The sequence below is a fragment of the Nocardiopsis sp. TRM 82005 genome, from assembly GCF_056312425.1.
Window position 1 is genome coordinate 383,555 of sequence record NZ_JBWDTQ010000005.1, and the last position, 23,512, is coordinate 407,066.

General features: G+C 68.7%; 24 protein-coding genes. 15 read left to right on the forward strand and 9 right to left on the reverse strand.

Annotated elements, in window-relative coordinates:
• Positions 1-293 precede the first annotated feature (293 nt).
• On the forward strand, positions 294-701 hold the full coding sequence (locus tag AC0T5L_RS04210; protein WP_476164000.1) for a VOC family protein: 408 nt from the start codon (positions 294-296) through the stop codon (positions 699-701).
• Positions 702-721: 20 nt separating this feature from the next.
• On the opposite strand, the gene AC0T5L_RS04215 is transcribed toward AC0T5L_RS04210, so the two are convergent.
• A complete protein-coding gene (locus AC0T5L_RS04215) occupies positions 722-1,489 on the reverse strand; it encodes an alpha/beta fold hydrolase (RefSeq protein WP_476164001.1) in 768 nt (255 codons plus the stop codon).
• A 156-nt stretch (positions 1,490-1,645) separates the two neighbouring features.
• On the opposite strand from AC0T5L_RS04215, the gene AC0T5L_RS04220 reads away from it, so the two are divergent.
• Positions 1,646-2,182: a DinB family protein gene (locus tag AC0T5L_RS04220; RefSeq protein ID WP_476164002.1), complete on the forward strand. Its 537-nt coding sequence runs from the start codon at positions 1,646-1,648 to the stop codon at positions 2,180-2,182.
• Positions 2,183-2,559: 377 nt separating this feature from the next.
• Positions 2,560-3,342 (forward strand): SURF1 family protein, encoded by a 783-nt coding sequence (locus tag AC0T5L_RS04225; RefSeq protein WP_476164003.1) that lies wholly within the window; start codon positions 2,560-2,562, stop codon positions 3,340-3,342.
• Here AC0T5L_RS04225 and AC0T5L_RS04230 read toward each other — a convergent pair.
• Together AC0T5L_RS04230 and AC0T5L_RS04235 are read right to left on the reverse strand one after the other, a co-directional pair.
• On the reverse strand, positions 3,318-3,725 hold the full coding sequence (locus AC0T5L_RS04230; RefSeq protein WP_476164004.1) for a DUF3817 domain-containing protein: 408 nt from the start codon (positions 3,723-3,725) through the stop codon (positions 3,318-3,320). The genes AC0T5L_RS04225 and AC0T5L_RS04230 overlap by 25 nt on opposite strands.
• 151 nt (positions 3,726-3,876) lie before the next feature.
• Positions 3,877-5,421 carry a glycosyltransferase family 2 protein gene (locus AC0T5L_RS04235; RefSeq protein ID WP_476164005.1) on the reverse strand — a complete coding sequence of 515 codons (1,545 nt, stop codon included), beginning with the start codon at positions 5,419-5,421 and terminating at the stop codon, positions 3,877-3,879.
• 261 nt (positions 5,422-5,682) lie between these two features.
• Between AC0T5L_RS04235 and AC0T5L_RS04240 the strand changes: the two genes are divergently transcribed.
• The 3 genes from AC0T5L_RS04240 (at position 5,683) to AC0T5L_RS04250 (ending at position 8,413) form a co-directional block, all read left to right on the forward strand.
• Positions 5,683-6,495, forward strand: coding sequence for a WbqC family protein (locus tag AC0T5L_RS04240; protein WP_476164006.1), 813 nt, complete (start codon positions 5,683-5,685; stop codon positions 6,493-6,495).
• Between the two features lie 105 nt (positions 6,496-6,600).
• Entirely contained in the window at positions 6,601-7,314 is a 714-nt protein-coding gene (locus AC0T5L_RS04245; RefSeq protein ID WP_476164007.1) for a PIG-L deacetylase family protein, read from the forward strand.
• 115 nt (positions 7,315-7,429) lie between these two features.
• Positions 7,430-8,413, forward strand: coding sequence for an NAD-dependent epimerase/dehydratase family protein (locus tag AC0T5L_RS04250; protein ID WP_476164008.1), 984 nt, complete (start codon positions 7,430-7,432; stop codon positions 8,411-8,413).
• Positions 8,414-8,728: 315 nt separating this feature from the next.
• Here the strand turns inward: AC0T5L_RS04250 and AC0T5L_RS04255 are convergent, their stop codons facing one another.
• Both AC0T5L_RS04255 and AC0T5L_RS04260 read right to left on the reverse strand, forming a co-directional pair.
• Positions 8,729-9,103, reverse strand: coding sequence for a DUF202 domain-containing protein (locus tag AC0T5L_RS04255; protein ID WP_476164009.1), 375 nt, complete (start codon positions 9,101-9,103; stop codon positions 8,729-8,731).
• On the reverse strand, positions 9,100-9,462 hold the full coding sequence (locus tag AC0T5L_RS04260) for a YidH family protein (RefSeq protein WP_476164010.1): 363 nt from the start codon (positions 9,460-9,462) through the stop codon (positions 9,100-9,102). Before AC0T5L_RS04260 ends, AC0T5L_RS04255 begins: the two co-directional genes overlap by 4 nt.
• A 282-nt stretch (positions 9,463-9,744) precedes the next feature.
• Here AC0T5L_RS04260 and trxA point away from each other — a divergent pair, with 282 nt between their 5' ends.
• The 7 genes from trxA to AC0T5L_RS04295 all read left to right on the forward strand — a co-directional run bounded on the left by trxA (position 9,745) and on the right by AC0T5L_RS04295 (position 16,541).
• Positions 9,745-10,119: a thioredoxin gene (gene trxA / locus AC0T5L_RS04265; RefSeq protein WP_476164011.1), complete on the forward strand. Its 375-nt coding sequence runs from the start codon at positions 9,745-9,747 to the stop codon at positions 10,117-10,119.
• A gap of 448 nt (positions 10,120-10,567) precedes the next feature.
• Complete coding sequence (gene pstB, locus AC0T5L_RS04270) at positions 10,568-11,440, forward strand: phosphate ABC transporter ATP-binding protein PstB (RefSeq protein WP_476164012.1); 873 nt, start codon at positions 10,568-10,570, stop codon at positions 11,438-11,440.
• A 430-nt stretch (positions 11,441-11,870) separates the two neighbouring features.
• Positions 11,871-12,662: a response regulator transcription factor gene (locus AC0T5L_RS04275; RefSeq protein ID WP_476164013.1), complete on the forward strand. Its 792-nt coding sequence runs from the start codon at positions 11,871-11,873 to the stop codon at positions 12,660-12,662.
• A 403-nt stretch (positions 12,663-13,065) separates the two neighbouring features.
• Positions 13,066-14,178, forward strand: a complete 1,113-nt coding sequence (gene pstS / locus AC0T5L_RS04280; protein WP_476164014.1) for a phosphate ABC transporter substrate-binding protein PstS — start codon at positions 13,066-13,068, stop codon at positions 14,176-14,178.
• 94 nt (positions 14,179-14,272) lie between these two features.
• Positions 14,273-15,271 (forward strand): phosphate ABC transporter permease subunit PstC, encoded by a 999-nt coding sequence (gene pstC, locus AC0T5L_RS04285; protein ID WP_476164015.1) that lies wholly within the window; start codon positions 14,273-14,275, stop codon positions 15,269-15,271.
• The gene (gene pstA, locus AC0T5L_RS04290) at positions 15,268-16,179 is read left to right on the forward strand and encodes a phosphate ABC transporter permease PstA (protein WP_476164016.1); all 912 of its coding nucleotides are present in this window, start codon (positions 15,268-15,270) and stop codon (positions 16,177-16,179) included. The genes pstC and pstA overlap by 4 nt, the downstream gene beginning before the upstream one ends.
• Before the next feature lie 149 nt (positions 16,180-16,328).
• Positions 16,329-16,541, forward strand: a complete 213-nt coding sequence (locus tag AC0T5L_RS04295) for an EF-hand domain-containing protein (protein WP_476164017.1) — start codon at positions 16,329-16,331, stop codon at positions 16,539-16,541.
• A 75-nt stretch (positions 16,542-16,616) separates the two neighbouring features.
• Here the strand turns inward: AC0T5L_RS04295 and AC0T5L_RS04300 are convergent, their stop codons facing one another.
• The 4 genes from AC0T5L_RS04300 to AC0T5L_RS04315 form a co-directional block, all read right to left on the reverse strand.
• On the reverse strand, positions 16,617-17,345 hold the full coding sequence (locus AC0T5L_RS04300; protein WP_476164018.1) for a spermine/spermidine synthase domain-containing protein: 729 nt from the start codon (positions 17,343-17,345) through the stop codon (positions 16,617-16,619).
• A 106-nt stretch (positions 17,346-17,451) separates the two neighbouring features.
• Positions 17,452-18,306, reverse strand: a complete 855-nt coding sequence (hisG, locus tag AC0T5L_RS04305; RefSeq protein ID WP_476164019.1) for an ATP phosphoribosyltransferase — start codon at positions 18,304-18,306, stop codon at positions 17,452-17,454.
• A 72-nt stretch (positions 18,307-18,378) separates the two neighbouring features.
• Positions 18,379-18,642 (reverse strand): phosphoribosyl-ATP diphosphatase, encoded by a 264-nt coding sequence (locus AC0T5L_RS04310; RefSeq protein ID WP_014913038.1) that lies wholly within the window; start codon positions 18,640-18,642, stop codon positions 18,379-18,381.
• 161 nt (positions 18,643-18,803) lie between these two features.
• Positions 18,804-19,637, reverse strand: coding sequence for an SDR family NAD(P)-dependent oxidoreductase (locus tag AC0T5L_RS04315; RefSeq protein WP_476164020.1), 834 nt, complete (start codon positions 19,635-19,637; stop codon positions 18,804-18,806).
• 163 nt (positions 19,638-19,800) lie between these two features.
• Between AC0T5L_RS04315 and AC0T5L_RS04320 the strand changes: the two genes are divergently transcribed.
• Positions 19,801-20,508, forward strand: coding sequence for a class I SAM-dependent methyltransferase (locus tag AC0T5L_RS04320; protein WP_476164021.1), 708 nt, complete (start codon positions 19,801-19,803; stop codon positions 20,506-20,508).
• A 518-nt stretch (positions 20,509-21,026) separates the two neighbouring features.
• Positions 21,027-23,396 carry a trehalase-like domain-containing protein gene (locus AC0T5L_RS04325; protein ID WP_476164022.1) on the forward strand — a complete coding sequence of 790 codons (2,370 nt, stop codon included), beginning with the start codon at positions 21,027-21,029 and terminating at the stop codon, positions 23,394-23,396.
• The last annotated feature ends 116 nt before the right edge of the window (positions 23,397-23,512 follow it).

A 23,512-nucleotide genomic window follows, 5' to 3' on the forward strand; every position in this document is an offset into this window, starting at 1 on the left:
TAGTACATGTACTACATCCTGGATAATAGGGGGTACACAAGAGTGGATGTGTGCTACAGCATGCCGCAGATCGGCTATCCACATGGGAGGGCGCAGTTCAGGACACGCGCGGAGGGAGGATGGCCGGTTTCGGCCACACGGTGAGGGTTCGTCCCCGGCCCCCCTGCGCGAAGGCCCGGGTTTCAGGCACGGCACCGCGGACAGATGACAAACCGGGTGCGAATACCCGAGCCGTCCGCTGCCCCGACACGGGACAATAATGCGGACAGAGACACCGACCAGCAGGAGGCCCCATGCGCTGCACCAACATCAGGCTCCTCGTCAACGACTACGAGGCCTGCTTCCACTTCTACTCGGAGATCCTCAAACTTCCCTTGCTGCGGGGCGACGAGAGCAGCCGCTACGCCGAGTTCGACGTGGCTTCGGGGACACGGCTGGCCATCAACCAGCGCGAGGTCATGGCCGAGGCCCTGGAGACCGACACGGCCGACCCCGAGCTTCCCTACCAGGACCGGCTCGCGGTGATCTTCGAGGTGGACGATGTGGACACCACCGCCGCCAAGCTGGTCGCGGACGGCGCCCGCCAGGTGATGGAGCCGCGGGACTGGACGGCCTGGGGCATCCGCGCGGCCCACTTCCGCGACCCCGACGGCTACCTGCTGGAGATCAACTGCCCCCTGCTCCCCCTGGCCGAGGTCTGACCTTCGGTCTCATGCCCTCTTCACCGGGCCACGTGTTCCATCAGGAGCTCGTTCACCCGGTCCGCACGCTCCACTCCGAGAAGGTGCGCGGCACCGGAGACCACCTCGAACCGGGAGTCGGCGATCCCGTCGGCCAGCCTGCGGCCGTGCCCGGGCGGCAGTAGCGGATCGTGGGCGGCCGAGGCCACCAGGGTCGGCACCCGCACGCCGGAGACCAGGTAACGCTGGTCCATATCGGCGACCGCGTCGCACAACCACGAGAAACCGCCCGGATCGAGTCCGCCGAAGTCCTCGGTGAACCTGGCCACCACCTCCGGGCGCTCCTCCCCCATGTCCGGGGTGAACCAGGGCAGCGCCACCTCGGCGGCCACCGAGTCCAGGCCCTCCGTCCGCACCCGCGAGGCGATGCGGTCCCACCGGTGCGGACGGGGCGTACGGGGCGCCGCCGCGAGCAGCGCGAGGCGGTCCAGGGTGCGCGGCGAGTTGGCCGCGATCCACACCAGCAGCGAGCCGCCGAGGCCGGCGCCGACCGCGGAGACCCGGGTGAGGCCCTCCGCCTCCAGTAGGCCGAGCAGGTCCAGGGCGAGTTCCTCGATGGTGTAGGGCCCCGGAGGCGCCGAGGAGGTGCCGTGGCCGCGGTGGTTGACCCGTAGGACCCGCCGGTTACGGGTGAGTTCGGGCATCTGCGGTTCCCAGACCGGCATCTTGGTGCCGAAGGGCGGCACGAGCAGCACGACGGGTGCGTGCCTGGGGCCGTCGAACCGGTGCTCGAGCGGAAGCAAGGTCATGGAACCTCCGAGTCGCCAGAAGGCCAGGCTATCGGCCGGCCCTTATCCGAAGCTTCAAGGCTTCTTCTGGTTCCCGTGAAGTGGAGGACAGGACCTGACCGCCTTGCTTCCTAGGGTTTCACCACCGAGTCGGACACGAAGAAGGCGGTGGCCATCATGACGGCGACAGCGGCGAACACGGTTCTGGACTCTGAGCGCGCGACCCTCCTGCGGGTCCTGGCGGAACAGCGCGACTTCCTGCGCTTCACCCTCAAGGGTCTGGACGACGAGCAGGCCGCGAAGCGCACCACGGTGAGCGAGCTGACCATCGGAGGACTGGTCAAGCACGTGACGGACGCCGAGCGCAACTGGATCCGCTTCATCCAGGAGGGGAAGCTGCATGACGGGGACCTGGACTACGAGGACCCGGCCTCGTGGGAGGTGCATGAGAAGAGCTTCCGGCTGATCGGGGACGAGACCCTGGCCAGCGCCCTGGAGGACTACGAGCGGGCCGCCGGGGAAACCGAGCGGTTCGTCGGGCGACTGCCCGACCTGGAGGTCAGCCAGAAGCTGCCGAAGGCGCCGTGGTTCCCCGAGGACACCTGGTGGTCCGCGCGCGACGTGCTGCTGCACATCCTCCGCGAAACCGCGCAGCACTGCGGCCACGCCGACATCCTGCGCGAGGAGCTGGACGGCCAGAAGACCATGGGCTGACACGCCCTGGGGCACCCCAGGGAGTGGGAACGAGGACGGGGGCGTTCCCACCGACCGGTGGAAACGCCCCCGTCTACGAGGTGGCGAGGGTCGCCTCCGCATCCCCCCTCAAAGTACGGAAGCGACCCTCGCGCTGGGAAACGGCCAGCGACTCCTCCCCCCTGGAGTCGCGGCCTTGAAGGCCTTTCACGGAAGCGACCCTGTCGTTCCGCGTTGATAGAGACACTACCCACCCCACCACCGAAGAACAACCCTCAGTCACAGGAAACTACTTAAAGTGATCGTCATTCCTCGGCAGGCGGTGAACCAAGTCCGGGTGGTCAGCGTCAACCAGGGGTCACGACGGAGCGCTCGGAACGCGCGCATAGCCTGGTCTGGTGAGATCACCACTCCTCAGCCCGCGGTGGCTCGGCATCCACCTGCTGGCCGTGCTGGTCACCGTCGTCTGCGTCGCCGGGACCTCATGGCAGTTCGTCCGGGCCTTCGAACCCGACCGGGAGGTCATCACCAACCCGGTCGAGGACCTCGCCGGAGCCGTGCCCCTCTCGGACCTGTTGGAACCCGGCGAGTACATGCACCCGGACTCCTTCGCCAACAGCGCCGTCGAGACCACGGGCCGATACGACACCGGGGCCCAACTGCTGGTGCCCCGGGTCTCCGAGGGCGTGAGCGGCTACGACGTCATCATCCCCCTGGTCACCGGTGACGGCGCCGCCGTCACCGTGAACCGGGGCTGGGCCGAGGAGGGCCAGGACATCCCGCCCGCCCCCGGGGGCGAGGTCACTGTCACCGGCTGGCTCCTGCCCCCGGTGGGCGCCGACGGGGTCATTCCCATCGAGGAGTCCGAGGGCCAGGTCGCGCGTATCGCCACGTCCGTGCTGGTCAACGAGTGGGACTACCGCCTCTACGAGGGCTACGTCGCCCTACCCGAGCAGGACCCGGCCACCGCCTCCCTCACCCCGGTACCACCGCCCGAGCCGCCCACGGAGATCAAGGTCAACTGGCGCAGCCTCAGCTACACGGTGCAGTGGGCGATGTTCGGTGCCTCCGGCGTGGCCTTCTGGATCCTCCTGATGCGCCGGGAGCTCAAAGAGGCCCGCTCCCGGAGGGAAGGGGCCTCGCGGGACGAGCGGGATCAGCCCGCGGTCGCGGACTCCTGAGCCCGTCCGGCCGCCTGGTCCTTGGCCTGCTCCGACCTGACGATCCGGTGCTCGACCACGAACCCGGCCACGGGGATCGTGCCCGCGAGCGCCACGCCCAGTGTGCGTGCGGCGCTCCAGCGGCGGTCCAGGGACACCCACAGCACCACGAACACGTACGCCATGTAGATGTAGCCGTGCGGCATCGCGATGAACAGCATGAGCGGCGACTCGGGGCCGAACCAGTGCTCCATGCCCTGCGGCGCGCCCACCAGGGAGAACCGGGCGGTCTCCCCGATCAGGTACTTGGCGGGCATGGCCACGAAGGTCAGGCCCAACAGAAAGACTCCGGTCACGTACGCGAGCACCCGGTACAACGCGAACGACACACGTCTCTTGTCCACGGCTGATCCACACCCCATCCGACGGCTGCGCCCCTGCTCAGGCCTTCCGCGTCGCGGTCCGCGAGCGGGCGAGATCAGCCTAAACGCTGTCCGGCCCCGCGGACGCCCGGGGTGGCCGGGGCCGGCCGATCTCACATCCGCGCAGGTGGGATCACCCGCCCGAGACGCGGTCCGGGCTGCTCCACCGGCCGTCGGACTCGGTGGTCCACGCCTTGGGGATCATCCGCAGTGTGAGGAAGGCGTCCACCAACCGGATCGGCAGGAAGAGCAGGCCGTAGACCAGATAGGACGGCCGCCGCCGGATCGCCGCCATCAGGCAGGTGAGCATGTAGTCCGGGATGAACAGGCCGATGCCGATCGCCAGCAGCGGCAGGAAGGCCGTCACCGCGGCGAAGGCATCACCGAAGAACGGCAGGCTCAGGAACGGGTCGCCGCCGATCGTCCCGACGAGGACGAACAGCCCGACCACCGTGGTGACCAGCAGCGTCAGGGAGACCAGCACGACCTCCAGGATGTACAGCGACAGGCACGCCCAGAACAGGCTCGGCCACATCCGGTGGCGCCGGACGGTCTGCCAGAAGCCCAGCGTCCACCGGCTGACCTGCTTGTAGTAGTCCCGGAAGGTGAAGGGGTCCTGGCTGTAGGCCTTGGTGTCGGGGTTCATCGAGACACGCCCGAGGCGTTTGTGGTGCACCTCGAAGGTCATGTTGAAGTCCTCGATCACCAGCCCCTTGGGGTTGACGTCGATCCGTCTCAGCGCCTCGCTGCGGTAGACGCTGGCGAAGCCCGGCACGATGAAGGCCGTGTTGGCGTGTCGCCAGGTCTGCCCGAAGCGCATGAGGTACTGGAGCATGAAGTACAGGCGATCGCGGTAGGCGGAGATCATCCGGCCGACGAAGGTCCGCTGGCGCGGCTTCCACTCCGAGACCACGAAGCCCGCGACGGCCGCCACCGACGGATCGGCCAGCTGCCGCTTGGCCCCGTCGACGTATCCGGCGTCGATCTCGGTGTCGGCGTCCAGGATGAGGACGCCGTCGTAGTTGTCGGTCAGCGCGAACTCCTCGAGGACCGCCTCGATGGCCCCGGCCTTGCCGCGGTTGGTGAGGAGTTCGAGGACGTTCACGCCGGTCTTGGCCGCGATCTCCGCGGTGGAGTCCCCGGAGGAGTCCGAGACCACGTAGATGTCCCAGCGCTCGAAGAGCCCCATCGCCGAGGCGATGGCCCCGCCGATGACGGGCTCCTCGTTGTGCGCGGGGATGATCACGGCCAGGGACGTGGTCTCAGGGCCGGTACCGTCCGACAGCTCCGCCGGAGCGTGCGAGGCGTCCACACGGCGCTCGGCCGGGTCGGAGCCGTCTTCGTCCCGTTCGGCCAGGGCGGTGCCCCCTCCAGCGCCGCCCGAGCCGACCAGGATGCGTTCACGCGTCTTACCGCCGACGGCACGGCGGCGTTCGGCCCCGCGTGACCGGACCGCGGCGCGCACTGAGTCGTCGCCCAGGCGCACGAGCCCGAGGACGGTCCACAGCAGCAGGTTGGCGCCGAAGGCCAGCCACAGGAACACGTAGCCGAAGGCCCCCAGCCCCGCGGCCGCCGCCATATCCGTCGCGAAGCCGAACCAGTAGACAAAGAGTGCTGCGGCCAGTGCCAGAGCGATAAGCCCTGTCAGCAGGCCGCCGATGAAACGTACGGTACGCACAGCGCTGGGACCCTCCGAAGTTCTCGATTTCGGACCGACATTAACCCGCAAAGACGGTGTTAGGTTGACGCCTTGCGGCATCGGTAGGTTCACCCGGTTTCGCGTCCTATGTAGGCCACGCAAATCGTATACACGGGCTTGCGTGAGGTGATACCCATAAGAAGATATTTGGGACCCGAGTGCGCAAGACGGCTTCGGTTTACCTCAGAAGGTCCAGGTCCCAGAAAAATCCGTGCAAAGTGACCTACGGAGAGAAGGAGAATGCTCGGCGTGAACTGCGTACCGTCATCCTCCTCACCTGATCGTGCTAGCGGCCCTCAGGGCGCTGTACCGGAGAGTCGCACCGCCACGACCGGTGAGGAAGCCGCCGGAGTCACGGTGGCGCTCCACCAGCCGCACTATCTGCCATGGCTGGGACTTTTGGACAAGATTGACCGTTCCGACCGCTTCGTCATCCTTGACAACGTCCAGTTCGAGCGACGTGGGTGGCAGAACCGTAACTATGTGGCAGGAGCCGGAAAACCTGTCCTACTCACCGTTCCGGTCGCTCAGGGCAGTCGAGACGACCGCATACGGGACAAGGTCGTTGACAACAACCAGAAATGGAAGTCAAGACACTACAAGGCACTCGCGGAACACTGTTACCGTAAGGCACCCTACTGGGAGGATTACCGCGACGAGATCGCCCACCTGTACGAAGAGGAGTGGGACAGTCTCGCGAACCTGGCCATAGCGACCACACGCATGTTGATGCGGGGGTTCGGGATCGACACCCCACTGCTCCTAGCCAGTGAGATCGGGGACTTCCCCGGCCACAAGAGCGAACTCCTCGCTCAGATCTGTGCCAAGGCGGGAGCCACCACCATGCTCTCAGGCGACGGAGCCAGGGACTACCTGGAACTCGCGACCTTCCGCCGATACGGGCTCGGCGTCGAGTGGCAGAACTTCCGACACCCGGTGTATCCGCAGCACGCGCGCGGCTCGGCCGACTTCGCGCCTCGTCTGTCGGCGATCGACCTTCTTCTCAACACCGGTCCGGAAGCGCTGAACGTGCTCCGGCAGGCGAGAACCTAGAGCTGACCCGGACAGAACCACAACACCGACGCGCCACCGGGCGCGACGCCGCTCGCAAGGTTCGGGCAACAACCACCGCTCTCTAGGCAAAGGATGGAAACCGGCATGACGATGGACTGGTCACAGGAACGCATCCTGGTATACGCGCCCCATCCCGACGACGAGACACTCGGCTGTGGCGGCCTCATCAGCAAGGCCAAGACGGCGGGTGCCGAGGTCTTCGTCCAGTTCCTCACCGTCGGAGACACAGCCGACCTGTCTCCCAAGGGCTTCTCGACCGCGGAGGAGCGCTACACGGAGATCAAGAAGGTCGCCGACCACTTCCGCCTGGACGACTGGCACATGGCCTTCCCCGGCGACCAGCACCACCTGCGGCTCGACTCCGCCGCCCGGGTGGACCTCACGCAGGTGATCGAACGCGAGAGCCCGCTGTCCGTCGAACGGCTCCGCCCCACCGTGGTGCTCGCACCGCACCGCTTCAGCTACAACCAGGACCACGCGGCCACGGCCGAGGCCGTACACACCGCGCTGCGCCCGTCCAACGCCGCGCTGCGCCACCACCCGCGTCTGGTGTTGTCCTACGAGGAGGCCGCCGACCACTGGCGCTCGGAGCCGCTGTGCCCGCCGAACCTCATCGTGGAGCTGAGCGAGGAGCAGCTGGCCGACAAGCTCTACGGCATGGAGCTGTACGGATCGCAGCACCACCAGCACCCGCACACACGTTCCGAACTCACCCTGCGCAGCCTCGCCGTCCTGCGGGGCATGCAGGCCGGGGCCGCGCTCGGAGAGGGTTTCCACGTACTGCGCTGCACAGCCTGAGCGCCCTGAGACCGCGTCCCGGCACACCACTCCTGTCCCTGCGCGCGGCTCGGTCGGCCGCGCGCAAGCCACCCCAGTGAAGAAGACAGAGGAACACCGTAGTGGAGGGGAAACCATGAAGGCTGTAGTCACCGGCGGAGCCGGTTTCATCGGTTCGCATCTGTGCGATCACCTGGTCGCCCGAGGACATCAGGTCACCGTCCTGGACGACCTGTCGACCGGTTCCCCCGAGAACCTGGTCCACGCACAGGGCTCTCCCGGGTTCCGCTTCGTGGAAGGGGACATCCTGGACCGGGATCTGGTCGACTCCCTGATCGCGGAGGCGGACACCGTGTTCCACCTGGCCGCGGCCGTGGGCGTGTACAACATCGTCGACAACCCGCTGCGCTCCCTACAGATCAACCTGCACGGAACGGAGAACGTGGTGGAGTCGGCCGTGGCGCACAGAGTGCCCTACATGGTCGCCTCGACCAGCGAGGTCTACGGCAAGAACGACGCCGACGGGCTCGGGGAGAACGCCGACCGCATCTACGGACCGGCCACCAAGAGCCGCTGGTCCTACGCCGCGGCGAAGGGCCTGGACGAGCTGGTGGCCTACGTGCACGGCGCCCAGTCCGGCGTGCCGTGCGTCATCACCCGCTTCTTCAACGTGGTCGGTCCCCGTCAGACGGGCCGCTACGGGATGGTGGTCCCCCGTTTCGTCGACCAGGCGATGACGGACGAGCCCATCACCGTGTACGGCACGGGCACGCAGCGCCGCTGCTTCGGTTCGGTGTTCGACGTGGTGCCCGCCCTCCTACGGCTGATGGACACCCCGGAGGCCTACAACCAGGCCGTCAACCTCGGCGGGCACGAGGAGGTCTCCATCAAGGGGCTGGCCGACCGGGTCGTGGAGCTGACCGGGTCCGAAAGCGCGATCACCTTCGTCGACTACGAGGAGGCCTACGGCGACGGCTACGAGGACATGCAGCGCCGTTACCCGGACACGTCGCTGGCCGCGCGGCTGATCGGCTACCGGCCCGAACGCGACCTCAACGACATCATCCGGTCGATCGTGGAGCACCGCAACACGCCGGACTCCGTCCCAGAGCCCGTGTGAGCTGAGCCGCGGTCCGGCCTGGGCGCCCACTCCGCCTCGGCTGGCCCACACGGCCGTGTGAACGGACGGGTCCGAGGGCCGCCATCGGCCCTTGCCCAAGGATTCGCACTCCGGGGATACGGCGCACCCATGCCCGCCGAGGACGGACGCACCGGGTACCCGGCCACAAGCCCGACAAGGGCATGAGAACCGCCGGACGCACCTCTTGTCCGGCGGAGCGGCTCCCCTGACGGCGAGCCGCCGACCGGGAACGGAGCGGCACCGGACCGGCGCACCGCGCGGGACGCGTTCCGGCTCCGTTCTCCCGATCCTTCCTCAGGGCACCAGGAGCACTGTCAGGGCCAGGACACCGCTGAGGAAGAGGACACCCGCGCACAGGGCCGCCATCGCCCACGGGCTCGCCAAGCACGACGGTGGCTTCCCCGTCTTCGGAAAGTGCTTGCCGTGCCCGCTGCCGCGCCAGCGAAGCCACAGGTGCAACCCCAGAACCAGGCCCAGGACCAGTAGCACGGCCATCACCGCCACGCGCACCACGATCGGCGCCTCCGGGACGGCGTCGTCCCCGGGTGCCAGCGAACCGCGCAGGAACAGCAGTCCCACCACGACCAGCAGGGCGATCGTACGCTGCCAAGCCAACAGTGTGCGTTCTGGTTGCAGACCCGGGGCGTCGCGTTCGGCGGGAGGGCTCAAAGCAGGTGGCCCAACAGCAGCAAGGCGCACACCAGTCCCACCGCGAAGGTGGTGATCAGCGGCAGCACGCTCAGCTTCAGGGCCTCGCCCCGGCTCATGATCCGCTGCACGTGGTACCAGCGCAGCGGGGCGTAGACGGTGATGGTCCCGGCCAGTGCCGCCAGCACCAGGCCGACCACGGTGCGCGGCCCCTCGGCCCAGCCGAGCGGGAGCAGGTGCAGGACGGCGACGGCACCGGCGAGGAGCGCCAGCGCGGTGCGGACCCAGGCGAGAAAGGTGCGCTCGTTGGCGAGGGTGAAGCGGTAGTCGACGGGCTGCTCGGACCCCCGTTCGTTCCCTCCGTGTGCCTCGGAACCCATCCTTCACCCTCTCACCAGGAAATTCGCGTGGCCGACCTCTGTCAGGACCAAGGACCACCATGCTGGCTCCGTACCCCCGCAGCCGACACTAACCGTTGCCGCCCTTTCCTCCCAAACAGGTATGTAACACGTGTTAAGGAGGAAACTGACAGGGCAACCAGCACAGTCCGTGACGCCCGGGTTCGCATATGGAACAAACGAGGGGGCACGACCGCTGTAGCACTGAGAGATGGCGGTTGGCCGACGGTCGACACCAACCAACGAACAGATACAGGAGACCACGTGCCCACGGTCGAGCTCACCAAGGACAACTTCGCGGAGACGCTGAAGGACAACGACTTCGTCCTCATCGACTTTTGGGCGGACTGGTGCGGTCCCTGCCGACAGTTCGCCCCGGTATTCGAGACCTCCTCGGAGACGCACACCGACATCGTGCACGCCAAGGTGGACACCGAGGCACAGCGCGAACTCGCCTTCGAGTTCAAGATCCAGTCCATCCCGACCCTGATGATCGTTCGCGAGCGCACCGTCATCTACAACGAGCCCGGCGCACTGCCCGCCGACGCGCTGGAGAGCCTGATCACCCAGGCCCGGGAGCTGGACATGGACGAGGTCCGCCAGAAGATCGCTGAGCAGGGCGGCGACTCCGAGGAGTAGGCCAGCTGCCAGCCCGCCCCCGGACACCCCGCCGCGGCGGGGTGTCCGGGGGCGTTTGTGTACCCGGAACCGAACGCGCGGGCACCGCACCGCCCCCGGGAAAAGCCGGAAAAACAGGACCGGACAGACCGAAAGGTCACCAACGGGTTCGGACCCGGTCACCTGTGCGCCCCTCCGCCCCGCCGTGGCACGAAGGGTCCGAGAACACTCCGGGAACGGGCTGGTCGGCACCGCCGCGCGGAGGGAGGTCCCCCGCCGACCTCCTTCGGTGACAGGCGGACAACGCTCGGCTCTCGCGGGGCCTCCGAGTCCACCGCCCACGTTCACCTCGGTCACGGGGTTCGTTCACCCTCGCTTCACATGGACATATTTGCATGGGGTTGACCGCGCTCCGCGGCTCCGGCCGCCTCTCCCTGGCGCATGCACAGTCCGACCCGGAAGTGGCCTCATGTCTGTCAGCAACACCGCCTCCCCTCGCAGCACCGAGACCGGTCGCGGCGTCGCCCCCGACACCGTCCGGTACAACCGCGAGGTCCCCAACCTGGACGACCCCGTATTCGACGTCTCCGGCCTCTCCATCCACTACGGCAGCAACAAGGCCGTGCGCGACGTGGACATGAAGGTGGGCCCCCGTCAGATCACCGCGATGATCGGCCCCTCCGGCTGTGGCAAGAGCACCGTCCTGCGCACTTTCAACCGCATGAACGACCTCATCCCCGGTGCCCGCGTCGAGGGCAGGGTGACCTACCACGGTGAGGACCTGTACGCCCCCGAGGTGGACCCCATCGAGGTGCGCCGCCGGATCGGCATGGTCTTCCAGAAGCCCAACCCCTTCCCCAAGACGATCTACGACAACGTGGCCTACGGCCCGAGGATCAACGGCGTGCGCGGCAACATGGACGACCTGGTCGAGGAGACGCTGACCAAGGCCGCCCTGTGGGACGAGGTCAAGGACAAGCTCAAGGAGAGTGCGTTCGCCCTGTCCGGCGGCCAGCAGCAGCGGCTGTGCATCGCGCGCACCATCGCGGTCAACCCCGAGGTGATCCTGATGGACGAGCCGTGCTCGGCCCTCGACCCCATCGCGACCCTCAAGATCGAGGACCTGATGTACGAGCTGGCCAGCGAGTACACCATCGTCATCGTCACCCACAACATGCAGCAGGCGGCGCGCGTGTCCGACCGCACGGCGTTCTTCACCGCCGGTGTGGACGACACGGGCGCGCGCTACGGCAGCCTGGTGGAGTTCGACGAGACCGCCAAGATCTTCAGTAAGCCCTCCGACCAGCGGACCGAGGACTATATCAGCGGCCGTTTCGGCTAGTGCGGTGACCACAAAGGTTCGCCGAGGCGGTGCTGTCCAGCGTGATCTTGTACTTATAGCGTGGCTCGACGGTCCAATCTCGCTACAAGTACAAGATCAATGAGCGTGGAACCTCCTGCTTCACACCCGCAACGTTTACGGCCAACCCACTAGGGAGTGTTTTTTAGAAGGCTTTCGGGTCAGTGAGCGGCAGTCCGGGCCATCTCTCGCAAGACGGTGTGCGAAGTTCAGCCTGGTCGTGCTTCACGAGCGCAGAGGCGTAGCGAGAGGCAGCCCGGTGGACGCGAGCCCGAAATGATGCAAAAAACACGACCTAGCCGTCCCGACCCCGCCGACCAGATGTGACCGCTGATCGAGCCCCGTCCGCTGGCTCGCTCCGCCGAGCGGCCCGGAACCATCCCCTCCCGTTCCTTCGACGAAGTGGACTTCCATGCCCGCGCTCACCTCCTCCGCCGCCGTTCCGCTCCCGGGTGCCCCGGTCGCGGACGAAGCGGTGGAGCGACCGGAACGGTCGGACGGGCCGCTCCGCGTGCTGCTCGTGGAGCCGGAGTCCGAGCAGTCACACCAGCTGGTGCTGTCACTGAGCGGGCACGACGTGGACATCACCGTGTGCGTGGACGGCGCCGAGGCGCTGCTGCGGGTGGGGATGACGCGGCCGGACACCCTGGTGACCAGCGCGACCCCGCCCGAGGTCGACCTGGAGACGCTGGTGCGGGTGACCAGGCGGGCGACGGAGATCCCGATCCTCATCGGGGTGGGCCCCGGCGACTCCCAGCGGGCGATGCGCGCGCTGGCGGCGGGGGCCACCGCCTGTGTCAACCGCCCCTACCGGATCCCGGAGCTGGCGGCCCTGCTGCGCGGCTCCCTCCCGGGAGTGGACGGCGGCGGCCTGGACGGTACCGCCTCTCCGTCCGCGCTGCGCTCGGGCGCGTTGGAGCTGGACGCCCTGGGACACCGGCTGTTCGTGGACGGCAACCCGGTCAACCTGGCCCTGCGGGAGTTCGGGATCATGGACTTCCTGCTCAGACACAGCGGCAGGGTGGTCAGCCGGGAGGAGCTGTGGACCGAGGTCTGGCACAAGCCGCTACCTCCGGTGAACAACACGATCGCCGTCCACATCCGCCGCCTGCGGCACAAGCTGGGCGACTCCGAGGCCCAGCCCAGGTTCATCCACACGGTGCGCGGAATCGGTTACCGGCTGGACACCGCGAACGGCTCCTGAGCCGAAGGGAAAACGCGGGGACAAGGTCACGGATTATCGCACAGGGCCTTCCGGGAGACACCGGTGAGGCCCGTTGTTCATCTTGGCGTCACCTCCTCTTCCGATGAACGTGAAAGTGAACCGACAGATAATCTGCCCCGTCACCTTCGTTGCCGGAAGACCACCGCGAAGTTCCCACCAGCAAGGCCATAGACGCAGGTCATCACAGTGCGTCCAGAAGACATGACAGAACCGCGCAAAGCCGGAAACACGCCTCCGTTATAAAATAGTGACCGCCATTCACTTCGCATTCACCCGGCTTCTACCAGCACGCCTCCATTTCGATGGCGCCGTGTCTTTCAGCGCATCTACTGTCGTTTTACGTCAGCCCCGACAGCGGTGATTCAACGAGGAGAACTACGACATGCGCAACGGGCGTTCCAAGCTTGCCGTCCTGGCAGCCATCCCCCTGCTCGCGGCGGCGTGCAGCAGCGGCGGCGACAACGGCGACGGTTCCGGCGACGGGGGCGGCGATCTCAGCGCCTCCCTGACCGGAGCCGGGGCCAGCTTCCCCGACCCCCTCTTCCAGGACTGGATCTACACCTACTCCAACGACGTCGAGCCCGGCGTCAGCGTCAACTACCAGAGCGTCGGCTCCGGTGCCGGTGTCGAGCAGTTCCTGGAGCAGACCGTCGACTTCGGCTCCTCCGAGGAGTACCTGAGCGAGGAGGACCTCGCTGCGGCCGCCGACGCCCGCGGCTGCGAGGCCGTGCAGTTCCCCGTCGTGTTCGGCGCGGTCGTCATCGCCTTCAACAACCCCGACCTGGACGGCCTCGTCCTGGACGCCGAGACCATCGCGGCCATCTACGACCGCGAGATCACCACCTTCGACGACCCGGCCATCGCCGATCTCAACCCGGACCTGGAACTGCCCGACGACGAGATCGTCCCGGTCCACCGCTCCGACGGCTCGGGCACCACCTACGTCTTCTCGCACTACCTGTCCACCGAGGTCGACTCGTGGGCCGACGACTACGGCGAGGGCAAGGAGCTGGACTGGGCCGACGGCCTGGTCGGCGGCCAGCAGAACGACGGTGTCGCCCAGGGCATCACCCAGAACCCGGGCGGCCTGGGCTACGTCAACCAGTCCTTCGCGCAGGAGGCGGACCTGTCCGTCGCCCAGATCGTGAACGAGGACGGCAACCCGATCGAGCCGACCCTGGACGCCACCATCGCGGCCTCCGAGGAGGCCGACATCCCCGAGAACTTCCAGTTCGCCATCGACGACATCGGTGGCGAGGGCTACCCGATCGCCGGCTCCAACTGGATCTTCACCTACACCTGCGGCTACGAGCAGGCCAGTGCCGACGCGATCATCGACTTCTGGACCTGGGCCCTGACCGACGAGTCCGCCCGTGAGCTGGCCGGCGAGCTGGGCTACGCGCCTCTGGGCGAGGGCCTGACCGACCGCGTCATCGCCGAACTGGAGAAGACCAACTCCGAGAACGGCTCCGAGGCCGACTCGGGCGAGGAGTAAACGCCCCGCGGGGCCGGGGAAGCCTCCCCGGCCCCGCTTTCCGCCGCCCGGCGGGGCGGCCAGACTCCCCACGAGAGCCACAGAGGAGAAGCACATGTCCACCGAGGCCCGCGAGGCCCCCGAGGACTCCCGACGGGGGACACTCCAGTCCGGCAGGGGTCGCCTTGCCGATCCGGTCTTCAAGTGGGTCGTCGCGGCCTGCGGCACCACCGTGCTGATCATCCTGGCGCTGATGGTCATCCGGACCACCAGCGAAGCCTGGCCGGTCTTCGCCAAGGAGGGCTTCTTCGGCTTCCTCTTCGGAGAGACCTGGGACCCCGGCACCTCCCGCACCGAGATCACCGGAACCTACGGCGCCTGGCCGTTCATCTACGGGACCATGGTCACCGCGGTGATCGCGATCGCCATCGCCCTGCCGCTGTCGATCATGGTCGCCGTCTACCTGACCCACCTGGCCCCGCGACGCATCGCCAAGCCGCTGTCCTACATGGTCGAGCTGCTCGCGGCGGTGCCGAGCGTCATCTTCGGCCTGTGGGGCCTGCACTGGTTCCTGCCGAACGTGCTGCGCCCCTTCTTCGACTGGCTTGAGAGCGCCCTGGGCTGGTTCTTCCTCTTCGAGGGGCCGGTGCGCGGGGTCGGCTACCTGCCCGCCGGAATCGTGCTGGCCATCATGATCCTGCCGATCATGACGGCGATCATCCGCGAGGTCGTCGCCGTCCAGCCGGTCGAGCAGCAGATGGCCGCCTACGCACTGGGATCCACCCGGTGGGAGGTCATCACCAAGGTGATCGTGCCCGCCAGCTTCTCCGGGATCGTGGCCGCCGCCATGCTGGGCCTGGGCCGCGCCCTGGGCGAGACCATCGCCGTGCTGATGCTGATCGGTGGCTCCCAGGCATGGGGCGCCAGCCTGTTCGGCACCGGCAGCAGCATGGCGTCGCACATCGCCGCGACCTTCGGCGAGTCCTCGCCGGAAAGCCGCATCGCGCTGATGGCGATCGGTGTCGCCCTGTTCCTGGTCACGATGATCGTCAACATCCTGGCCCGCGTCATCGTCTGGCGCCTCGGGCAGAAAACGGGAGACGCCGCCGTATGAGCACCGAAACCACCACTCCCCCAGCCGCCCGGCACACTCCGCTGAGCCAGCGCCCGCCCGGCTCGAACCTGCGCAGGTTCAAGGACCGCTCGGCGTCGGTGCTGCTGACCGCCGCCATGATCGTGGCGATGATCCCGTTGGTCCTGATCATCTTCGAGGTCACCAGGCGCGGCATCGGCGTGGTCAACCTCGACTTCCTCACCCAGACGGAGCCGCCGCCGCGGCGCGAGGGCGGCGGATACGCGGCCGGGTTCTTCGGCACGCTGTACATCATGGCGCTGGCGGTCCTGATGTCGATCCCCTTCGGCATCGCCACGGCCGTCTACATCGTGGAGTACGGGCCCAACCGGCTGACCTCGGTGATCCGCTTCTTCACCGACGTGATGACGGGTATCCCCTCGATCTTCGTCGGCCTGTTCGTGTACGGCCTGCTGGTGATCGGCTGGGGCGGCATGGGCTTCGGCACCTTCGCGGGCGCCGTGGCGATCGCGGTGATGATGCTGCCGATCGTGACGCGGTCGGCGGAGGAGATGCTGCGGCTGGTCCCCAACGAGATCCGCAACGCCAGCTACGGCCTGGGCGCGCGCAAGTGGCAGACCATCATGTACACGGTGCTGCCCGCCGCCGCGCCGGGCCTGACCACGGGTTCGATGCTGGCCGTCGCCCGCGGTATCGGCGAGACCGCGCCCCTGATGCTGACCGCCTTCGGATCGGGCCTGCTCGTGACCGCGTTCCAGGGCGAGGCGCAGGGCGCCGTGCCGATCCAGCTGTACCGGGGCGCCACGCAGCCCTTCGAGGCCGGTATCGACCGTGCCTGGGGCGCCGCGCTGTGCCTGTTCGTGCTGGTGCTGCTGTTCACCGTGATCGCGCGGTGGATCGGCTCTCGGAGCTCTGTGGGCGGCAACTAGGTATCAGCGCCTTGGGGGACGTGTACCGGAGGGGGTCCGCCGGACGCACGTCCCCTTCCGCTTTCGCGACACTTCCCGCCGTTTCCCGAATCCGGACGCCCCCGGTAGCCTTTCACCGAACCCCTGACCCCCTCGGAGACGGACAGCAGATGCCCGACACCAACGAGTACGCGACGACCTTCGCGTTCGTCGACGCCAACAGCGACGGGCGCATCTCCGCCCAGGAGTACGCCGACCTGATGCACCGCCTGGGAGACAGCTGCACCGAGGACCAGGCTCTGCGAGCGATCGCGGCCATGGACGAGGACGGCGACGGGCTGATCACCCTGGAGGAGTTCACCCGGTACATGTCCCAGGGCTGAGGGGCCCGCAGGCCCGCCCTGCCTCGCCGTCCCGCACGACGGCGACGGGGCTCCGCCCGGTGCCGACCGGGCGTGTCAGTGCGGTTCGCGTACCAGGTAGACGGTGTCCGGCACGCCCCGCGCGACCGGGACCTCGACGACCTCCACCGAAGCGAACCGCCCGCGCAGCAGTTCCTCGAACTCGGACACCGCGTTGGCGCTCCAGAAGGCCAGCACACCGCCGGGGGCGAGCAGTCGGACGAGCTGGTCCAGCCCCGCCGCCTCGTAGAGGCGGTTGTTCTGCTCCACCACCGTCCAGTCGGGGCCGTTGTCGGTGTCCAGGCAGATCACGTCGTAGCGGACGGGGTTCTCCGCGGAGGCGGCCTCCTCCAGCCACGCCACGATGTCGGCGTTGAGCACCCGGCAGCGCGGGTCCTGGTGCACATACTCGGCGGCCTCGCCCAGCTCGCCGTCATGCCAGGCGATCACGTGGGGTTCCAGCTCCACCACGTCCACGATGGACACCTTGGGGTGGTCCAGCGCCTCGCGGGCGGAGAAACCCACACCGAGCCCGCCGATGAGCACTCGGGAGCGGGAGCGGCCCGCGGGGAGCGCGGCCAGGCTGACGCGAACCATCTCGCGCTCGGAGGTCCCGTCCCGGGTGTCCATGAGGAACAGTCCGTTGGAGTAGATCTCGTAGTGCGCACCCTCCCTGCGCAGGACGAGGTCGCCGCCGGTCTCCCCGGTCACCCTGGCCAGTGTGACCGAATCGCCCTCGGGAGCGTGGGGATCGGTTTCGGGAACGTCTGAAGTTCGCTGGGTCATCTCCACATTGTGCCCGCACGGTCGGTCCCAACGGTGTGGCACGCGGTACGGGCGGCGGAAAGCGAAGGGCCCCGCGACCGATCGGTCGCGGGGCCCGAAGAACCGGCTACAGACGGCAGGCGTAGATGTCCGTGACCAGGATGGCGCGGGCGCCGAGCTGCCACAGGTCGTCCATGATGCGCTGAGCGTCCTTGCGCGGCACCATCGAACGGACCGCGACCCAGCCCTCGCGGTGCAACGGGGAGACCGTCGGCCCCTCCATGCCCGGCGTGAGCGCGACCGCCGCCTCCATCTGCTCGGCGTGCACGTCGTAGTCCATCATCACGTAGTCGCGTGCGACCAGGACGCCGCGCAGGCGGCGCAGCAGCGTCTCGATCTGGGGGTCCTCGTCGGCGCCGGTGGGCCGGATGACGACCGCTTCGGAGACCAGGATCGGGTCGCCGAAGGTCTCCATGCCCGCCTGGCGCAGGGTGGTCCCGGTGGAGACCACGTCGGCGACGGCGTCGGCGACGCCGAGCTTGACGGAGCTCTCGACCGCGCCGTCCAGGTGGATGACGCGGGCATCGACGTCCTGCTCTTCCAGGTAGGAGCGCAGGAGCCCGTCGAAGGACGTGGCGATCCGCTTGCCGTTGAGGTCGGACACCTTCATGTCCGCGCCGCCGGGGGCGGCGAAGCGGAAGGTGGACCCGCCGAAGCCCAGCGGGAGGACCTCGTCCACGGGCGCGCCGGAGTCGAGCAGCATGTCGCGGCCGGTGATCCCGGCCTGGAGGATGCCCTCGCCGACGTAGACGGCGATGTCCTTGGGACGCAGGAAGAAGAACTCGGTGTCGTTGTCAGGGTCGACCATGACCAGGTCACGGCTGCTCTTGCGCTGCCGGTAACCGGACTCGCGCAGCATCTCCACGGCGGGTTCGGAGAGCTGGCCCTTGTTGGGCACGGCGATTCTCAGCATGTCGGGCATGTTCACGGCTTTCTGTGGCTGCGGTTACGGGGACGTCCGTCGATGGCCGGTACGCGCCGGGGGCGCGCCGACCTACAGATGCTTGTAGACGTCCTCGAGGCGCAGCCCGCGGGCCAGCATCAGGACCTGGAGGTGGTAGAGGAGCTGGGAGATCTCTTCGGCCGCCTGCTCGTCCGACTCGTACTCGGCGGCCATCCAGACCTCAGCGGCCTCCTCGACGACCTTCTTGCCGATGGCATGGACACCGGCGTCGAGTTGGGCGACGGTCCCGGACCCCTCCGGGCGGGAGCGCGCCTTCTCGGACAGCTCGGCGAACAGCTCTTCGAAGGTCTTCATGGTGTCTTTCCTCGGCCGACAGATGCGCTACCAGCGTAGGCGGTTTGGCGGCCCGATGCCGCAACGGAGCGAGGGTGTCTCAGCATGTGGTCGGCGGCATGCGCCACACCGCGCGCGGGCGGCGCCGGGGGCGGCCGTACCCGGCCCCGCGGGGCCCGGCCTCACCAGACCCTGCGGGCGGCCGCGCGCAGGACCGGCTTGGGCAGGAAGCGCAGGATGCTCGTGGCGGCCTTGTACTGGGTGCCGGGAACGACGCTGGGCCGCCCGGCCGCCCAGGCGGTGAGGGACTCGCGTACGACCCTCTCCTTGGGGACGAACGCGAAGTCGGGCAGGCCGCTCTCCTGGACTTGCCTGGTCATGTCGGTACGCACGAAGCCGGGCAGGACGGCGGTGACGTGCACGTCGTGTTCGGAGACCTCGGCGGCGACGCTCTCACTCCACAGGCTTACGAACTTCTTACCCGCCCCGTACACCGAGCCGCCGGGGTTGGCGGTGACCTCGCCCGCGACGGAGGAGAGGTTGATGACGCCGAGCCTGGCCCGGGTTCGGCCCGCCCTCCTGCGGGCGATCTGTACCGGCAGGACGGCACGGGCCAGCTGGAGGACCGCGCGCACGTTGAGGCCGAGCATGGAGTCGATCTCGGCGGGGTCCTGTTCGGTGAAGGGGCCTCCGTCGCCACGTCCGGCGTTGTTGACGAGCAGGTCGACGGGGGCGTCTTCGCCGGTGCCGTCGGCCGACAGGCGCTTGACGACCAGGGAGAGTCCCTCGTCGGTGCCGAGGTCGGCCGGCAGGGGCTGGGCACCGACCCCGTAGCGGAGGACGAGCTCCTCGGCAAGGGCCCTGAGAGCCTCGCCCCGGCGGGCCACGAGGACCAGGGAGTAGCCGCGCTCGGCGAGCCTGAGGGCGTACTCCTCTCCGATCCCGGTCGAGGCTCCGGTGACCAGCGCGGTCCGGGGGTGGTCGGGGGTCTCGGAGGTGCTGGCCGGTTCGCTCATCCCCCCAGAGTAGGACGTGGCCCCGGGCCCCGGACGGCGGCCGGGAGGCGGGAGGCTGGCCGGTCCGGCGGCGGACCCGAGCACAGCCGCCCCAGCCCGTGTTTTCCCGGTGTATCGGCCGCGCCGGCTCCCCCGGGCGGCGCCGAGGCGTTAGCGTTCGGGTATGTCCGAGACACACAGTCCTGCCGGACCCTTCTCCTCCCTGAGGTTGGACGAGCGCCTGCGCGACACCCGACTGTTCTTCAGCCAGGCGCTACGTACCTTCCACGCCACGGGTTCCATCGTTCCCAGCAGCGGTGCGCTGGCCCATGCGATGGCCGAGTACGTCCGGCGGCGACCCGAACCCGACCAGCCGCTGCGCATCCTGGAAGCGGGAGCGGGAACCGGCGCGATCAGCCGCGGGATCGCCGCGGCGATGCGTCCCGGGGACACCGCCGACCTCGTGGAGTCCAACCCCGAGTTCGCCGCCTACGTCGAGGACCTGCTCAAGACCGACCCGGCCATGTCCGGGGTCTCCGAGAGCGTCAGGGTGCACGCCAAGCTCGTCAACGACATGGGCACCGACCGCTCCTACGACGTGATCGTGTCGGGCCTGCCGTTCGCGAACTTCAGCGCCGATGCCGTCCGGGAGATCCTCGACTACTACTTCGAGGTGCTCGAACCGGGCGGAACGCTGTCCTTCTACGGCTACCTGTACACCAAGGAGATCAAGGCGGTCATCGCCCGCCGCGAGGACTACCTGCGCCAGGCACGTACGAGCTGGCTGGTGCAGGACTGGATCGACCGGTACGGCGTCGGCTCCGAGAAGGTGTTCGCCAACATCCCGCCCGCGTGGGTGCACCACCTGCGCAAACCCGGCAAGACCGCCTGAGACCACCCAGACCTACCAGTCACCGGGCCCGCCACACCACGTGGCGGGCTCTTCGACGTGCGGGCCCCTTCAGCGGTGATCCTGCTCTTGGCGGCGTTGCGGGGCGCTGGGAGCGTCACTGGGAGCGGGACCATCGCGGGTATGCTCCGCGGCGGAACCTCCGCGACGGTGGGTGATCGCGGGACCGCGCGGATCAGTCGACGCGGCCGCCTCGCCCTTTCGCAGCCGATTCGTGACCCCCATCACCGGAATCTGGTGTCGCAGGTACGGGTTGGGCGGGGGTAGTCTCGCGTTGACTTCTTGCGGACTGAACCTTTGCGTTCGGCAGGACCTTTTTATCCGCGTACACGTGACAAGTTCCCGGGGGACTCCCCCACGTCCTTGAAGTCCCGCGCCCGCGCCACAAGCCCTGGGCCCATCCTTCCCACACCCGTATCAGTGTGAACCAGCACCATGCGCGCGGAATCATACAGATCACCCATTTCCCCAGGTCACTGTGGACCAACGGAGGAGGCAACGTGACGCTCACCCAGGCGGTCGAGGCGGTTCCGGGATTCCCGGAGAACACCGTCCCCGCGGTCATGTCCGTGGACGTCCGACAGCGTGTCTCCGCTCTGGCCAGGACCTCGCGTCTGCTGGTCGCCTGCGACTACGACGGTGCCCTCGCTCCGATCGACCCCGCGCACGGGCGACCGCTGCCCGAGGCCCTGCGCGCGCTGCGCGACCTGGCCGACCTGCCCGGGACCGTGTGCGCGGTCATCTCCGCCCGGCCCCTGCGCGACCTCGCCGTGCTCTCGCGCCTGCCCGCCGAGGTGCGTCTGGTGGGTGCCCACGGGACCGAGTTCGACACCGACCTGACCATCGGCCCCGGGCACGCGATGACGGGCTCCGACGCCCTGCCCTCCGACAAGGCCGCGGCCCTCGAACTGCTCCGCGACCAGGTCGGGGCGAACGCCATCCTCTACATCGGTGGCGGCGACGGCGAGGAGCCCGTCTTCATGCGGCTGACCGGCGCCGACGCGGGCGTGCGGGTCGGTGAGGAGCCCACAGCGGCCTCCCACCGCGTGCCCGACACCCCGACCGCCGCGGCGCTGCTGTCCACGCTGTCCACCGAGCGCCACTCCTGGGTGTTCGGCGAGCGCCCCACGCCCATCGAGCGCATGTCGATGCTCTCCAACCAGAGCTCGGTCGCCCTCATCGGCCCGGACGCGCGCCTGCTCTGGTTCTGCCACCCCGAGCCCGACTCGGGTGCCGTGTTCGCCGAGGTCCTGGGCGGCCGCCAGGCGGGCGTCTTCGCCGTCGCCCCCGCCCACGGCGGCCTGCCGCTGGGCCAGCGCTACCTGCCTGGCACCATGACCGTGCGCACCCGCTGGTCGCGCATGGACGTCACCGACTACCTCGCCCACGGCAACCCGCGGGGCCGCACCGACCTCGTCCGGGTGATCAGCGGCGTCACCCCGGCCACCGTCGAGTTCGCGCCCCGTCCCGAATTCGGCCGCACGCCCGTGCGTATCACCCGCCGGGAGGACGGCCTGCTCGTGGAGGGCGCCGACTTCCCGATGGCGCTGTACTCGCCCGGCGTGGACTGGGAGATCGACCACGACGGCGTCGCCGAAGTCGCCCGCGCGGTCGTCCACCCCTCCTCGGAGCGTCCGGTGGTGCTGGAGCTGCGCTGCGGCACCGACTCCCTCGTGTCCGGCACGCTGCCCGAGCCCGAGCGCCAGCGGATGGCCGACGAGCACTGGTCGTCCTGGCTCGACGGCCTCGCCCTGCCCGAGACCGCCCAGCAGCTGGCGGCGCGCTCCGCGCTCACCCTGCGCGGGCTGTGTACCCCGTCCGGCGGCGTGATGGCCGCCGCGACCACGTCGCTGCCCGAGGAGATCGGTGGCGTCCGCAACTGGGACTACCGGTACTGCTGGCTGCGCGACGGTTCCCTGACCGTGCAGTCGCTGGTCTCCCTGGGTTCGACCGCCGAGGCCGAGGAGTTCCTGGACTGGGTGCACCGGGTCGTGGACTCGCTGTCAGGCCCGGAGCTGCTGCGCCCGCTGTACTCGCTGCGGGGCACCGACCTGGGTCCGGAGGAGGTCCTGGACTCTCTGTCGGGGTACGCGGGCTCGCGCCCGGTCCGGATCGGCAACCTGGCCGACCACCAGGTGCAGCTGGACGTGTTCGGTCCCGTCGTGGAGCTGATCGAGAAGCTGTCGTCGGTGCGGGGCACTCTGGCCGACCGCGACTGGGACCTGGTCCGGTCGATGGCCGAGGCGGTCGCCCGCCGCTGGCACGAGCCCGACCACGGCATCTGGGAGGAGCGAGACGAGCCCCGCCAGCGCGTCTACTCCAAGGTGATGTGCTGGGTGACCCTGGACCGGGCCGTCTCCCTGGCCGATCGGTACGGCCGCCGGGTGGACCCGTCCTGGCCGGGCCTGCGTGACGACATCGCCGCCGAGGTGCTGGAGAAGGGCTGGAACGAGGAGGCGCAGGCCTTCACGACCGCCTACGACGGCATCGACCTGGACGCGGCATCGCTGCACATCGGCCTGTCCGGGCTGATCGACCCGGCCGACGAGCGCTTCCAGGCCACTGTGACGGCCATTGAGGCGGAGCTGCGCAGCGGCCCGACGGTCTACCGCTACCACCGCGACGACGGCCTGCCCGGTGGTGAGGGCGGCTTCCACCTGTGCACCACATGGCTGATCGAGGCGTACCTGCTGACCGGCCGCCGCGCGGAGGCCGAGGAGCTGTTCAAGCACCTGGTGGACTGTGCCGGACCGACCGGACTCATCCCGGAGGAGTTCGACCCCGACACCGAGCGGGCGCTGGGCAACCACCCGCAGGCGTACTCGCACCTGGGCCTGATCCGCTGCGCCCAGCTGCTCGACCGCCTCTAGTACCGCTGCCGGGCTTCCAGCGGACCCGGCCGGGCGCCCGCCGGACGGGGCGGCGTCCCACCCGTCGAGGTTCCCGGGTCTCCCGACCGCCCCCGCGGATCGGGCCACCCGGGAAC